Source organism: Streptomyces sp. NPDC041814 (genome assembly GCF_055590565.1).
This window is the reverse complement of the sequence record NZ_JBVJAM010000003.1, coordinates 130,152-145,121: the sequence shown is the minus strand read 5'-3', so window position 1 is coordinate 145,121 and position 14,970 is coordinate 130,152. Positions and strand designations below refer to the sequence as shown.

The following is a 14,970-nucleotide window of genomic DNA, read 5'->3' as shown; positions in this document are numbered from 1 at the left end:
GACAGCCTCCTCGGAGGTGTTGGCGGGACGGTACGGACGGGGCGGTACGGGGGAGGGGGCATCCTCAGCCGGCGGAGACCGAGGCCAGGCGGTGGATCGCGGCCATCGGGACCGGAAGCCAGTCGGGCCGGTGCCGGGCCTCGTACAGCACCTCGTACACCGCCTTGTCGGTCTCGTGGGCGCGCAGCAGCTCCGGCTCGGCGCGCGGGTCGGTGCCCGCCGCCTCGGCGTAGCCGTCGCAGTAGGCGTCCCGGCAGCGGGCGGCCCACTCGGGCTTCCAGGGCCGGTGCGAGCGGGCCGCGTAGTCGAAGGAGCGCAGCATCCCGGCCACATCGCGCACCGGGGGCTGCGGGCTGCGGCGCTCCGGGAGCGGCCGGGCCGGCTCCCCCTCGAAGTCGATCAGCGACCAGAAACCGTCGGCGCGGCGCAGCGTCTGGCCGAGGTGGAGGTCGCCGTGCACTCGCTGGGCGGCCCAGCTGCGCCCCCGGTGCCCGAGTGCGGCGACCGCGTCGAACGCGGTGCGCAGCCCGGGGACGTACGGGACCAGCTCCGGGACCGCGTGGGCGGCGGCCTCCAGGCGCTCGACCATGGCGGCGGCCAGTTCGTCGGTCTGGGAGCGGCGGAGCACCGGGGTGGGCAGGGCGGCGGCGAGGGCGGTGTGCACCTCGGCGGTGGCCCGGCCCAGCGCCCTCGCCTCGGCCAGGAAGTCGTGCCCGGTGGCGAGGGCGCGCAGGGCGAGTTGCCAGCCGTCCTGGGCGCCGCGCAGGAAGGGCTGGAGCACCCCGAGCGTCAGCCGTTCCGGCGTCGCCGCCTCGAACCAGGCGACCGGGGCCGGCACCCGCCCGCACCCCTCGCGGGCGAGCGCGAGCGGCAGTTCCAGGTCGGGGTTGGTGCCCGGGAAGACCCGGCGGAAGATCTTCAGGATGTACGCGTTGCCGTACACCAGCGAGGAGTTGGACTGCTCGGTGTCGAGGACCCGGGGCGGCAGGTCCTCCGGGATCGGCTCCGCGCCCCGGTCGAAGCGGACCGCGCCGAGCCGGCCGGGGGTGCGCAATCGTTCCAGCAGCAGCGAGGCGAGGCGCGCGTCGTGCAGCCCGTCGTAGACCGCGAGCCCGGCCAGCGGACCGTCGGGCACCCGGCCGATGGCGGCGGGGGCGAGGTGCTGGGGCAGCGCGGAGCGGACGCCGAGGAGCAACTGGTAGCAGTCCACGGGCGGCTGGGCGGGCATCGTGGGCTGGTGGACCCGCACCAGCAGGTGCAGGAGCCCGGGGGTGGCTCCGTCGCCGCCGTCCACCGGCAGTATTTCGGTGGCCGAGACGAGCGAGAAGGCGGTGATGGGCCGTCCCTTGCCCGCGAACCACCGCTGCCGGGGCAGCCATTCGTGGAGCAGCGGTCCGAGAGACGGGATCAGGGCTGTGCTGTTCGCCAGGGTGACCTGAGCGGATGCAGCCTCCGACATGGCATCGCGTCCTTTCCCCGGGCACACCACAGGATGCGAAGAGTGTCCCGGATTGCGGCATTGGCTGTCCGGCTGTGCGGGACGTGTCGGGTCAGGATGATCCGTACGGACTCGACATGAGGGGATAGAAACGCCAGGAGGATCCAGGAAGCTTCCTGAACCACCCGGTATGGGTGCGGGTGCCCCGTGCGAGGCGGCGGTAACCGCCCCGCACGCGGCCTTCGCGCGTCAGCTCGGCGGCGCGTCCTTGCGCAGCCGGAACCAGTAGAAGCCGTGTCCCGCGAGAGTCAGCAGGTAGGGCCACTGACCGATGGCGGGGAAGCGCACCCCGCCGATCAGCTCCACCGGATGACGCCCGTTGAAGGACCTGAGGTCGAGCTCCGTCGGCTGTGCGAACCGGGAGAAGTTGTGGACGCACAGCACGAGGTCGTCCCCGTGCTCACGGGTGAAGGCGAGCACGGCCGGGTTCGAGGACGGCAGTTCGTTGTAGGTGCCGAGGCCGAACGCGGGGTTCTGCTTGCGGATCTCGATCATCCGCCGGGTCCAGTGCAGCAGCGAGGACGGGGAGGCCATCGACGCCTCGACGTTGGTGACCTGGTAGCCGTAGACCGGGTCCATGATCGTGGGGAGGTAGAGCCGCCCCGGATCGCTGGAGGAGAACCCGGCGTTGCGGTCCGGCGTCCACTGCATCGGGGTGCGTACGGCGTCCCGGTCGCCCAGCCAGATGTTGTCGCCCATCCCGATCTCGTCCCCGTAGTAGAGGATCGGGGAGCCCGGCAGCGAGAGCAGCAGGGCGGTGAACAGCTCGATCTGGTTGCGGTCGTTGTCCAGCAGCGGCGCCAGCCGGCGGCGGATGCCGATGTTGGCCCGCATCCGCGGGTCCTTGGCGTACTCCGCGTACATGTAGTCGCGCTCTTCGTCCGTCACCATTTCGAGCGTCAGTTCGTCGTGGTTGCGCAGGAAGATGCCCCACTGGCAGTTGTCCGGGATCGCCGGGGTCTTCGCCAGGATTTCGGAGACCGGGTAGCGGCTCTCGCGCCGTACGGCCATGAAGATGCGCGGCATCACGGGGAAGTGGAACGCCATGTGGCACTCGTCCCCGCCGGACCCGTAGTCCCCGAAGTAGTCCACGACGTCCTCGGGCCACTGGTTGGCCTCGGCGAGCAGGACGGTGTCCGGGTAGTTGGCGTCGATCTCCTTGCGGACCCGCTTGAGGAAGTTGTGGGTCTCCGGCAGGTTCTCGCAGTTGGTGCCCTCGCGCTGGTAGAGGTAGGGCACCGCGTCGACCCGGAAGCCGTCGATGCCCAGGTCCAGCCAGAAGCGGAGTGCGGAGATGATCTCCTCCTGCACCGCCGGGTTCTCGTAGTTGAGATCGGGCTGGTGCGAGAAGAACCGGTGCCAGTAGTACTGCTTGCGCACCGGGTCGAAGGTCCAGTTGGACGACTCCGTGTCCACGAAGATGATCCGGGCGTCCTGGAACTGCTTGTCGTCGTCGGCCCAGACGTAGTAGTCGCCGTACGGCCCGTCGGGGTCGGTCCGGGACTGCTGGAACCACTCGTGCTGGTCGCTCGTGTGGTTCATGACGAAGTCGATGATCACGCGCATGCCGCGCTGGTGCGCGGCGTCCACGAACTCCACGAAGTCGGCGAGGTCGCCGAACTCCGGCAGCACGGCCGTGTAGTCGGAGACGTCGTAACCGCCGTCGCGCAGCGGTGACTTGAAGAAGGGCGGCAGCCAGAGGCAGTCGACCCCCAGCCACTGGAGGTAGTCGAGCTTGGCGGTGAGCCCCTTCAGGTCTCCGATGCCGTCGCCGTTGGAGTCCTGGAAGGACCGGACGAGCACCTCGTAGAAGACGGCACGCTTGAACCAGTCGGGATCGCGGTCCCTGGCCGGGGTGTCCTCGAACGTGTCGTGGACGGGCTCATTGACGATCATGGTGTGGGTGACCCTCCGGTCGGCGGGGACGGTCGCAGGACGGCGATGTGCGCGGGCGTCACGCCCGGCTCAAGGCGCACATAGAACGTCCTGCCCCAGTGATAGGAAGTGCCGGTGAGCTCGTCGCGCACCGGCACGCTCTCGTGCCGGTCGAGGCCGAGTTGCGGCATGTCCAACGAGACGGTCGCCTCCTGGGTGTGGTGCGGGTCGAGGTTGACGACCACCAGAAGGATGTTCGAACCGGAACGCTTGCTGTACGCGATCACCGCGTCGTTGTCCGACGCGTGGAAGTGCACGTCACGCAGTTGCTGCAGGGCCGGGTGGCGGCGCCTGATCCGGTTGAGCGAGGTGATGAGCGGGGCGAGCGAACGGCCCTCACGCTCTGCGGCTTCCCAGTCCCTGGGCCGGATCTCGTATTTCTCCGAGTCGAGGTACTCCTCACTGCCGTGATGGACCGGGGTGTTCTCGCACAGCTCGTACCCCGCGTACACCCCCCAGGAGGGGGAAAGGGTCGCCGCGAGCACCGCCCTGGCCTCGAAGGCGGGCCTGCCGCCCTCCTGAAGGTATCCCGGAAGGATGTCGGGGGTGTTCACGAAGAAATTCGGCCGCATGAACGCGGCGGTCTCACCGGCCAGTTCGGTCACGTAGTCGGTGATTTCCTGACGGGTGTTCCGCCAGGTGAAATACGTGTACGACTGCTGGAACCCGATGGCGCCGAGGGTGCGCATCATCGCCGGCCGGGTGAATGCCTCGGCCAGGAAGATCACATCGGGATCGGTGCGGTTGATCTCCGCGATGACCTTCTCCCAGAAGATCACCGGCTTGGTGTGCGGATTGTCGACGCGGAAGATCCGTACACCCCGGTCCATCCAGAACCGCAGGATGCGCACGCTCTCCGCGACGATGCCCGGAAGATCCTTGTCGAAGGCGATCGGGTAGATGTCCTGGTATTTCTTCGGCGGATTCTCCGCGTACGCGATCGAACCGTCGGCCCGGTGCTGGAACCACTCGGGGTGCTTCTCCACCCATGGATGGTCCGGCGAGCACTGAAGGGCGAAATCCAGGGCCACTTCGAGACGCAGGTTGCGGGCCGTCTCCACGAAATGGCCGAAGTCCTCCAGCGTGCCCAGGTCCGGATGGACCGCGTCGTGCCCGCCCTCCGCCGAACCGATCGCCCAGGGCACACCCACGTCGTGCGGGGCGGGGGCCAGCGAGTTGTTCGGGCCCTTGCGGTGCGTCGTGCCGATGGGGTGGATGGGCGGCAGGTAGACCACGTCGAAGCCCATCGCGGCGATCGCCGGAAGCCGCTCGGCCGCCGTCCGGAAGGTGCCGCTGACGAGCCGGGCCGGCTGCGGCTCGGCGGCCTTGGCGCCCCGGCCCTTGCGCGGCTTCGGGGTCTCGTACCTGGCGCCCTCGGAGCGCGGGAACATCTCGTACCAGGAGCCGTACAGCGCGCGCCGCCGCTCGACCACCAGCGGGTGCGGGCGGGAGGCGGTGACCAGCTCGCGCAGCGGGTGGCGGTCCAGCGCAGCCCGGGCCTCCGGCGCCAGGGCCGCCGCGAGGCGCGCCTCGGCCGGCCGGGACTCGTCGCGCAGCGCGTCCACCGCCGCGAGCACCGCCTCCCGGCCGTCGCGCTTCGGGACGCCCTCGGCGGCGCGCTCGTACAGCTCGGCGCCCTCGGCGAGGACCAGTGCGGTGTCGATGCCCGCCGGGATCTTGATCCCCGCGGCGTGGCGCCAGGTGGCGACCGGGTCGCTCCACGCCTCGACCGTGTACGTCCAGCGGCCCTCGGAGTCCGGGGCGACCTCGGCGCCCCAGCGGTCGGTGCCCGGCGCCAGCTCGCGCATCGGCGTCCAGGGGCCCGGGCGCCCGCTCGGGCTGCGCAGCACCACATTGGCGGCCACCGCGTCATGGCCCTCGCGGAAGACGGTCGCGGTGACCTGGAAGGTCTCACCGGCAACGGCCTTGGCGGGCCTTCTGCCGCAGTCGACGAGCGGATGGACGTCGAGAACGGGAATGCGACCGATCATGGAATCACCTGGGGGCTGGAGCTGGGACTCGGCAATGTGGGCAGCGTGCGCCGAAGGCTGAACGCGCGCGCCGCGAAGGTGGGGATGCGTCCTTTCTAGCCGCTCAACGGATGACTGGTGGGGTGTGGGCATGGCCGCTCCTGTGCGCGTTCACTCGAATGGCAGTCCAAACAGGTCGTATACGAACCGGGGAACCGATCGCCGAGGGCCGGGCAATGAATCACCTGCGTGCCGGAGAAGCCTTTCCCCGCCACGTGGTGGGCCAATCCGGTGATATGTCATCTGCTCGGGCGTACGGGGATGCGGGAATGGGCGCCACCCGGCAGCTTTCCCTGTGCCGGGAAGGCCCACAAGACCGAATGAGGAGAAGGAATCGGCCATAACGCCTGTGGCGCGCGGGCCAGGTGAAGCCTTCCGGGACGGGGGAGGAGCGCGGGAAATCCACGCGCCGTGTCCGGCGCGCCGGGGACACGGCTACCGTCGAGGGTGACGGAGCGGCGCACATGGAGGTGCGTCCCGCTCGGATTCGTACGTCCCCTGTAAAGGTGGAATGCGTGAAGGCCATTCGTCGATTCACCGTGCGTCCCGTCCTTCCGGACTCCCTCCAACCCCTCAGCGACCTGGCGCGGAACCTGCGCTGGTCCTGGCACACCGAGACCCGCGAGCTCTTCCGGGCCGTCGACCCTGCGGCCGGCTCCGGCGCGGAGTGCGACCCCGTGCGCCTGCTCGGCTCCGTGTCCGCGGGGCGGCTCACCGAGCTCGCCCGGGACGAAGCGTTCCTGCGCCGGCTCGCCGAGGCCTCCGCCGGCCTCCGCGCCTACCTCCAGGACCCCCGCTGGTACCAGGAGCAGCGCGAGCAGGACGACGCGCTCCCCGCCGCCATCGCCTACTTCTCACCCGAATTCGGGGTGACCGCCGCCCTGCCCCAGTACTCCGGCGGGCTCGGCATCCTCGCCGGGGACCACCTCAAGGCCGCCAGCGACCTGGGCGTGCCCCTCATCGGCGTCGGGCTGCTCTACCGCCACGGCTACTTCCGGCAGAGCCTGTCCCGGGACGGCTGGCAGCAGGAGCACTACCCCGTCCTCGACCCGAACGAGCTGCCGCTCACCCTGATCCGCGAGGCCGACGGCACCCCCAGCCAGGTCGTCCTGGACCTGCCCGGCGGCCGGACCCTGCACGCCCAGATCTGGCAGGCCCACGTCGGCCGGGTCCCCCTGCTCATGCTCGACTCCGACGTCGAGGAGAACGCCCCCGGCGAACGCGAGGTCACCGACCGGCTCTACGGCGGAGGCAGCGAGCACCGGCTGCTCCAGGAGATGCTGCTGGGCATCGGCGGCGTCCGCGCCGTGCGCGCGTACTGCCGGCTCACCGGCCACGCGGCCCCCGAGGTCTTCCACACCAACGAGGGCCACGCCGGTTTCCTCGGCCTGGAGCGCATCCGCGAACTGGTGGCGACGGGGCTGGACTTCGACGCCTCGGTGGAGTCCGCCCGGGCCGGCACCGTCTTCACCACCCACACCCCGGTCCCGGCCGGAATCGACCGGTTCGACCGCGAACTCGTCGCCCGCCACTTCGGCGAGGACGGCGAACTCCCCGGCGTCCCCGCCGAACGCGTCCTGGACCTCGGCGCCGAGACCTACCCCGGCGGCGACCCGGGCGTCTTCAACATGGCGGTCATGGGGCTGCGGCTCGCCCAGCGCGCCAACGGCGTCTCCACGCTGCACGGCGCGGTCAGCCGGGGGATGTTCGCCGGGCTCTGGCCGGGCTTCGACGCGCCGGAGGTCCCGATCACCTCCGTCACCAACGGCGTCCACGCACCGACCTGGGTCGCCCCCGAGGTCTACCGGCTGCGCGCCGATTCGGGGGGCACCCCGGGCCGCTGGGACTCCGTCGCGGACATCCCGGCCCGCCGGCTCTGGGACCTGCGCCGCACCCTGCGCGAACAGCTGGTGGCCGAGGTCCGGCAGCGGCTGCGCGCCTCCTGGCGCCACCGGGGCGCCCAGCCCGCCGAGCTCGGCTGGATCGACGGCGTGCTCGACCCGGACGTCCTCACCATCGGCTTCGCCCGCCGCGTCCCCTCGTACAAGCGGCTGACGCTGATGCTGCGCGACCGGGACCGGCTGCGGGCGCTGCTGCTGCATCCGGAGCGGCCGGTCCAGATCGTCGTCGCGGGGAAGGCGCACCCGGCCGACGACGGTGGGAAGCGGCTGATCCAGGAGCTTGTCAGGTTCGCCGACGACGCCCGGGTCCGGCACCGGATCGCCTACCTGCCCGACTACGGGATGGCGATGGCCCAGAAGCTCTACCCGGGCTGCGACGTCTGGCTGAACAACCCGCTGCGCCCGCTGGAGGCGTGCGGCACGAGCGGGATGAAGGCCGCGCTCAACGGCTGCCTCAACCTGTCCGTGCTCGACGGCTGGTGGGACGAGTGGTTCGAGCCGGACTTCGGCTGGGCGATCCCGACGGCCGAGGGTGCCGCGCTGGACGAGGACCGGCGCGACGACCTGGAGGCGAACGCCCTGTACGAGCTGATCGAGGACCGGGTCGCCCCGCACTTCTACGAGCACGGGGACGAGGGGCTGCCCGGCCGCTGGATCGAGATGGTCCGCCGCACGATGGGCACCCTGGGGCCCAAGGTGCTGGCCGACCGCATGGTCGCGGAGTACGTGGAGCGGCTGTACGCCCCCGCCGCGCTCGCCCAGCGCTCGCTGGACGTGCCCCGGGCGCGGGAGCTGGCGGGCTGGAAGGCGAAGGTCCGGGCCGCCTGGCCGAGGGTGGCCGTCGACCACGTGGAGGCGGTGACCCCGACCGCCTCCGGTACGACGGCCGAGCTGGGGTCCACGCTGGCGCTGCGGGTCCGGGTCTCGCTGGGCGCGCTGGCGCCGGACGACGTGGAGGTGCAGGCGGTGGCCGGCCGGGTCGACTCGGCCGACGCGATCTCGGACGCCCAGGTCTTCCCGCTGAAGCCGGCGGGCGGCCAGGACCTGGAGGGCCACTGGCTGTACGAGGGCCCGCTCGCCCTGGACCGCACGGGGCCGTACGGCTACACCGTGCGTGTGCTGCCCGCCCACCGGCTGCTGGCGAGCGGCGCGGAACTCGGCCTGGTCGCACAGCCGACCGGGGCCACGGGTGACGGCGGCGGCGTGCTGCTGCGCTGAGTTGCGTCCGGCATGCCGGAACCGCCCGGGGGGACTGTCTCCTCCCGGGCGGTTCCGTGTCATCGACGGGTCATGCGGTGACCCGCGCGGTGGGGGGTGGCGCGGTGGGGGTTCAGAAGGTCAGCTTGAAGCTGTTGATCTTCCCGGTGTCCCCGCTGTAGACGTCCTGGACCTTGAGCTTCCAGGTGCCGTTGGCCGTCTCCGACGAGGCGTTGACCGTGTAGGTCGTCTGGACGTTGTCCGCCGAGTCGCTGGAGGACGAGTTCTTCAGACGGTACGTGCTGCCGTCCGGCGCGACGAGGTCGATGACCAGGTCACCGCGGTAGGTGTGCGTGATGTCCACGCCGACCTTGAGCGTGCTGGGCGCGTTGCCGGTGCGGCCGGTGACGGTGACCGAGCTGGTGACGGCCGAGCCGTAGTCGGGGATGGCCACGACGGAGTTGTTCTCGAAGACGGTGCCGGTGCCGGGGTCGGTGCCGCCGGAGCGCGTACCGACGTTGATTCCGGCCCAGGCGTCCTGCACGGCCTTGTACTCGGCGCTGGTCGTGCCGTACAGCTCACCGGCCGCCGCGAGGGTGCCGGTCCGGGCGCCCGCGTAGTTGGTGGTGGAGGTGAACTTGGTGGTGAGCGCCTTGAACCAGATCTGCTCCGCCTTCGCCCGGCCGATGCCGGTCACCGGCAGGCCGTCCGAGGTGGGGGAGTTGTAGCTGACGCCGTTGATGGTCTTCGCGCCGCTGCCCTCGGACAGCAGGTAGAAGAAGTGGTTGGCCGGGCCCGACGAGTAGTGCACGTCGATGTTGCCGATGCCCGAGTACCACGAGTCCTTGGAGGCGCCGTCCTTGCTCGGCTTGTCCTGGTAGCGCAGCGGCGTGCCGTCGCCGTTGATGTCGATCTTCTCGCCGATGAGGTAGTCACCCGGGTCGGCGGCGGTGTTGGAGTAGAACTCGACGGCGGTGGCGAAGATGTCGCTGGTCGCCTCGTTCAGGCCGCCGGACTCCCCGCTGTAGTTGAGGCCGGCCGTGTTCGAGGTGACGCCGTGGCTCATCTCGTGGGCGGCCACGTCCAGCGCGGTCAGCGGGTTGGCGTTGCCGCTGCCGTCGCCGTACGTCATGCAGAAGCAGCTGTCGTCCCAGAACGCGTTCACGTAGTTGTTGCCGTAGTGGACGCGGGAGTACGCGCCGACGCCGTCGCCCTTGATGCCGGTGCGGCCGTGGACGTTCTTGTAGTAGTCCCAGGTCTCGGCCGCGCCGTAGTGGGCGTCCGCCGCCGCGGTCTCCGCGTTCGAGGCGCTGCCGTTGCCCCAGACGTCGTCGGAGCCGGAGAAGAGGGTGCCCTTGCCGGACGTGCCGTGGTTCAGGTTGTACGTCTTGTGGCTGCCGCGCGCGGTGTCGGTCAGGTTGTACGAGCCGGAGGACCCGGAGGTCCCCAGGGTGACCTGGCCGCTGTACTCGGTGTTGCCGACGCCGTTCTCGATGGCCTGCCACTCGTAGAGCTTCGCTCCGGTGGAGGCGTCCGTGATGACGTGCAGCGCGTTCGGGGTGCCGTCCTCCTGGAGGCCGCCGACCACGGTCTCGTACGCCAGCTGCGGGGTGCCGGAGGCCATCCAGACGACCTTGCGGGGCGCCTTGTCGGCCTCGGCCTTGTCCGAACCGGCCGCCTTGGCCGCGCCGAGCGCCTGCTTGGCGGCCGCCGCCGGGGCGATGTCCGCGACCGTGCTGACGGCCTTCAGCTGGGCGGTGGTGGCGCGGGACGCCTTGACGACGCTCTTTGTCGCGCCGGCCTTGGTCTCCTGGACGACCAGGTCGCCGCCGAGGACCGGGAGGCCGTCGAAGGTGCGCTCGTAACGGGTGTGCGTGGTGCCGTCGTTGTCCTGGATGACGTCGCGGACGACGAGCTTCTCCTGGGACCCGAGGCCGAGTTCCTTCGCCGTGGCCGCCCGGCTCGCGTTGGCCTCGCGGATCAGCTCGGCGCGCTGCGAGGGCGAGAGCTGCTTGGGCAGGGCGCCGGGGTTCGCCTTGGCGGCGGTGGCGGTCCTGGTGGTGCCGTTGTCCGGGGCGGCGGAGGCCGATCCGGTCTGGGCGCCTACGGCGAGAAGGGCGGTTGCGGCTATGAGAGCGCCGGTCGCGGTGGCACGACGGCTGTGCGTGGATCTCACGCGGACTCCTTCTGCGAGGGGGGTACCGGCGGCTGGGTGAGCCGTCCGGGCAGAGCAAGCAGAGCGCGGAACGGGGTGAAGAGTGTCAGGAGTCGGCCATCTCTGTCAGGACCGCGTCAACAACTTGGCCGGAATTCGTTCGTTGCCGGAAGATGCGTGTTCGTTAAGCGGACGTTTCGCGGATGGTCGTGCCGGGATGCCGAGGGGTGGTCCGCAGGCTCGTGCCGCCCGAAAGCCCAGGGCTCGTCGGGGTTGCGGGCCGAAGAGCGGAGTGCGACGCGAATGTGAACAAGCGGAAAGTTCCCACCTGACGAGACGGTAACGAGGCGTGGCGCGATCTGGCTGTCCGCCTCCCTGACAAAAGGGGCGGACAGCCGGACCGTCAGGCCAGGCTCTCCCGCCAGGCACGGTGCAGACCGGCGAAGCGGCCCGTGCCCGCGATGAGCTCGGCCGGCGTACCGTCCTCCACGATCCGCCCGCGCTCCATCACGAGCACCCGGTCCGCGACCTCCACGGTCGAGAGCCGGTGCGCGATGACCACCGCGGTGCGGCCGTGCAGCACCGTGTCCATGGCCTGCTGGACCGCGCGCTCACCGGGGATGTCCAGCGAACTGGTCGCCTCGTCCAGGATCAGCACCGCCGGGTCGGCTAGCAGGGCCCGGGCGAAGGCCACCAACTGCCGCTGCCCCGCGGAGATCCGGCCGCCCCGCTTGCGCACATCGGTGTCGTAGCCGTCGGGCAGGCCGGTGATGAAGTCGTGCGCGCCGATCGCCTTCGCGGCCCGCTCGATCTCCTCGCGGCTCGCCGCCGGGCGGCCGATCGCGATGTTCTCCGCGACCGTCCCGGAGAACAGGAACGCCTCCTGGGTCACCATCACGACCCCGCGCCGCAGTTCGGGCGTGGCCAGGTCGCGCAGGTCGGTGCCGTCCAGCAGGACCCGGCCCGCGCTCGGGTCGTAGAACCGGGCCAGCAGTTTGGCGAGCGTCGACTTGCCGGCCCCCGTGGAGCCGACCACGGCCACCGTCTGCCCGGCCGGGATCGTCAGGTCGAACCGGGGCAGCACCTCGCCGCCCGTCCGGTATCCGAAGCTCACCCCGTCGAAGACCACCTCGCGGCCGGGCTGGTCCCCGGCCCCGGCCGGCAGCTCACGGGGCTCCAGCGCCTCCGGGACCGTCGGCGCCTGGGCCAGCAGCCCGGCGATCTTCGCCAGCGAGGCCGCCGCGGACTCGAAGGAGTTGAGGAACATGCTGAGCCGGTCGATCGGGTCGTACAGCCGCCGCAGATAGAGCACCACCGCGGCCAGCACCCCCAGCGCGAGACCGCCGTCCGCCACGCGGTAGGCGCCCCACAGCACGATTCCGGCCACCGCGGTGTTGGCCACGAGCCGCGAGCCGACGACGTACCGCGCGTTCTCCAGCATCGCGTCGCCGTTGGCGGTCCGGTGACGCGTGTTCAGCTCCAGGAAGGCCGCGTCGTTCACCGGCTCGCGGCGGAACGCCTGGACGGGCCGGATGCCGTTCATGGTCTCCGCGAACTTCACGACGACCGAGGCGATCGCCGTCGAACGGGCCGCGAAGATCACCGAGGAGCGCTTCCGGTAGAGCCGCACCAGCAGATACAGCGGCAGGAAGGACGCCACCGCCGCCGCGCCCGTCGCCAGGTCCAGCCAGAGCAGCACCACGGCGATGGAGGCGAACGACAGGACGATGTGGATCAGCTCCTGGAGTCCTTCCTCCAGCAGTTCCCGCAGCGACTCCAGGTCGGTCGTGGACCGCGAGATCAGCCGGCCCGAGGTGTACCGCTCGTGGAAGTCCACGCTCAGCGCCTGCGCGTGGCGGAAGATCCGGCCGCGCAGGTCGAGCAGGACGTCCTGGCTGACCCGCGCGGACAGCTGGATGAACGCGTACTGCAGGGCGCCCGAGACCACCGAGCAGAGCGCGTAGCCCAGCGCCACGGCGATCAGCGGCCCGTAGTCGTCGTCCCGGAAGGCGGGCACCCCGCTGTCGATGGCGTACGCCACCAGCAGCGGCCCGGCCTGCACCGCGGCCTGCTGCAACAGGATGGCCAGCGCGGACGCGGCCACCCGCCCGCGCATCGGCCGCAGCAGCGAGGCGAGCAGCTGCCGGGTGGCCCCCCGCGGGGTCGGCAGGTCGTCGCGGTCGAAGGGGTCCCCGGGTGCCGCCCGCTGGTCCTCCGGGCTGCCGGGTTCGGCGGGCTCGGCGGGCCGTCCGGTCGTGGTGCTGGTCATCGGGTGCTGCCCTCCTCGGCAGGGGCCTTCGCGCCCAGGGGTTCGGTGGGGTGGGTGCCGGGGACGGGCTGCTCCGGTACGGGCTCCGCCCCCGCGTCGTCCGACGCGCCCGCGCCCGACATCAGCCAGGCGTACTCCGCGTTGGTGCGCAGGAGTTCCTGATGGGTGCCGACCGCGCTGATGCGGCCCCCGGACAGCAGCGCCACCCGGTCCGCGAGCATCACGGTCGACGGCCGGTGCGCGACCACCACCGCCGTGGTCTCCGCCAGGACCTGCCGGAGCGCCGCCTCCACCAGGGCCTCCGTGTGCACGTCGAGCGCGGAGAGCGGGTCGTCGAGGACCAGGAAGCGCGGCCGGCCCACCACCGCCCGGGCCAGGGCGAGGCGCTGGCGCTGGCCGCCGGACAGGCTCAGGCCCTGCTCGCCGACCTCCGTGTCCACACCGTGCGGCAGCTCCCGCACGAAACCGGCCTGGGCGACCGACAGCGCCCGCTGGAGCGCCTCCTCGCCGGCCCCCTCGGCGCCCATCAGCACGTTCTCCCCGACGCTCGCCGAGAAGAGGGTCGGCTCCTCGAACGCCACCGACACCAGCTCCCGCAGCCGGGCGCGCGGCATGGCGGTGATGTCCTCGCCGTCCAGGGTGATCCGACCGGCCGTCGCCTCGTACAGCCGGGGCACCAGCGAGGTGAGCGTGGTCTTGCCCGACCCCGTCGCGCCGACCAGGGCCATGGTCTCGCCCGGCCGGATGTGCAGATCGATCCCGGCCAGCACGGGAGCCGAGCCCTCCTCCGCGTCGGGATAGCGGAATTCGACGCCCTCGAAGACCATGCCGGCCGTCCCGGGGTCCCCGGGCGCGGCCGACCGCCCGGTGCCGTCCTCCTCCTCGGCGTCCATCACCTCGAAGTACCGCTCGGTCGCCGTCGCCGCCTCCTGGCTCATCGCCAGCAGGAAGCCGATCGACTCGACGGGCCAGCGCAGCGCGAGCGCCGTGGAGAGGAAGGCGACCAGGGTGCCCGCCGACAGACCGCCGTCGGCGACCTCGATCGTGCCGAACACCAGGGCGGCCCCGATGGCGAGTTCCGGGAGCGTGGTGATGAGGGTCCAGATCCGGGCGAGCAGCCGGGCCTTGACCAGCTCCGTGGAGCGCAGCTTCCCGGCCAGCGCCCGGAAGGCGTCGGACTGGCTGCGGTGGCGTCCGAAGCCCTTGATGATGCGGATGCCGAGCACGCTCTCCTCGACCACGGTGGTCAGGTCGCCGACCTGGTCCTGGGCGCGGCGCGCGACCGCGGCGTACTTCGCCTCGAAGGCCGAGCAGACGATCACGAGCGGGACGACCGGGGCGAGCAGCACCAGGCCGAGCGTCCACTCCTGGAACAGCAGGACCACGAAACCGACGAGGATCGTGGTCGCGTTGACCAGCAGGAAGGTCAGCGGGAAGGCCAGGAACATCCGGACCATCATCAGGTCGGTCGTCCCGCGCGAGAGCAGCTGCCCCGAGGGCCACCGGTCGTGGAAGGCCACGGGCAGCCGCTGGAGGTGCCGGTAGAGGTCCGCCCGCATCGACGCCTCGACCCCTGCCAGCGGACGCGCCACCATCCACCGCCGCACCCCGAACAGCACCGCCTCGGTGATGCCCAGGAGCAGCAGGTACAGCGCGCCGAGCCAGACCCCGCCCGGGTCCGCGTCCGCGACCGGTCCGTCCACGATCCACTTCAGGACGAGCGGGATCACCAGGCCCAGGCAGGAGGCGACGATCGCCACCAGGGCGGCCCCGAAGAGCCGTGCCCGTACCGGCTTCACGTACGGCCACAACCGCAGCAGGGAGCGTACGGCCGAACGGTCCTTGGGTTCTACATGTTCCTGGTGCATCAGGGAGGAGCCTACGGTCCGTCCGGATATCGGTCCTGCGGTTTTATCCCGCCGGCGGGCGCACCCGGGCGGACCCCTAGGGGTCGTACGGGACATCAACCGATCGGCCGATGTCGG

The 14,970-nt window shown here is 71.3% G+C and carries 5 protein-coding genes and 1 pseudogene; 1 reads left to right on the top strand and 5 read right to left on the bottom strand.

Going from position 1 to position 14,970, the window contains the following annotated elements:
- Positions 1–64: 64 nt before the first annotated feature.
- The 3 genes from ACZ6C6_RS10305 to ACZ6C6_RS10295 all read right to left on the bottom strand — a co-directional run bounded on the left by ACZ6C6_RS10305 (position 65) and on the right by ACZ6C6_RS10295 (position 5,424).
- Positions 65–1,459, bottom strand: coding sequence for a maltokinase N-terminal cap-like domain-containing protein (locus ACZ6C6_RS10305; RefSeq protein ID WP_469201144.1), 1,395 nt, complete (start codon positions 1,457–1,459; stop codon positions 65–67).
- 228 nt (positions 1,460–1,687) lie between these two features.
- Positions 1,688–3,394 carry a maltose alpha-D-glucosyltransferase gene (treS, locus tag ACZ6C6_RS10300; RefSeq protein ID WP_469201142.1) on the bottom strand — a complete coding sequence of 569 codons (1,707 nt, stop codon included), beginning with the start codon at positions 3,392–3,394 and terminating at the stop codon, positions 1,688–1,690.
- Positions 3,391–5,424 carry an alpha-1,4-glucan--maltose-1-phosphate maltosyltransferase gene (locus ACZ6C6_RS10295; protein ID WP_469201140.1) on the bottom strand — a complete coding sequence of 678 codons (2,034 nt, stop codon included), beginning with the start codon at positions 5,422–5,424 and terminating at the stop codon, positions 3,391–3,393. Before ACZ6C6_RS10295 ends, treS begins: the two co-directional genes overlap by 4 nt.
- A 554-nt stretch (positions 5,425–5,978) precedes the next feature.
- Between ACZ6C6_RS10295 and glgP the strand changes: the two genes are divergently transcribed.
- Complete coding sequence (glgP, locus tag ACZ6C6_RS10290) at positions 5,979–8,582, top strand: alpha-glucan family phosphorylase (protein ID WP_469201138.1); 2,604 nt, start codon at positions 5,979–5,981, stop codon at positions 8,580–8,582.
- Between the two features lie 112 nt (positions 8,583–8,694).
- Here the strand turns inward: glgP and ACZ6C6_RS10285 are convergent, their stop codons facing one another.
- The gene (locus ACZ6C6_RS10285; RefSeq protein ID WP_469201136.1) at positions 8,695–10,737 is read right to left on the bottom strand and encodes a M4 family metallopeptidase; all 2,043 of its coding nucleotides are present in this window, start codon (positions 10,735–10,737) and stop codon (positions 8,695–8,697) included.
- A 385-nt stretch (positions 10,738–11,122) separates the two neighbouring features.
- Positions 11,123–14,853 (bottom strand): annotated as a pseudogene (locus ACZ6C6_RS10280) (ABC transporter transmembrane domain-containing protein); the annotation flags it as partial.
- Positions 14,854–14,970 lie beyond the last annotated feature (117 nt).

Bases quoted from the DNA above. Each gene is read 5' to 3' on its own strand.
- ACZ6C6_RS10305 (WP_469201144.1), bottom strand. From the start codon at position 1,459: ATGTCGGAGGCTGCATCCGCTCAGGTCACCCTGGCGAACAGCACAGCC.
- treS (WP_469201142.1), bottom strand. From the start codon at position 3,394: ATGATCGTCAATGAGCCCGTCCACGACACGTTCGAGGACACCCCGGCC.
- ACZ6C6_RS10295 (WP_469201140.1), bottom strand. From the start codon at position 5,424: ATGATCGGTCGCATTCCCGTTCTCGACGTCCATCCGCTCGTCGACTGC.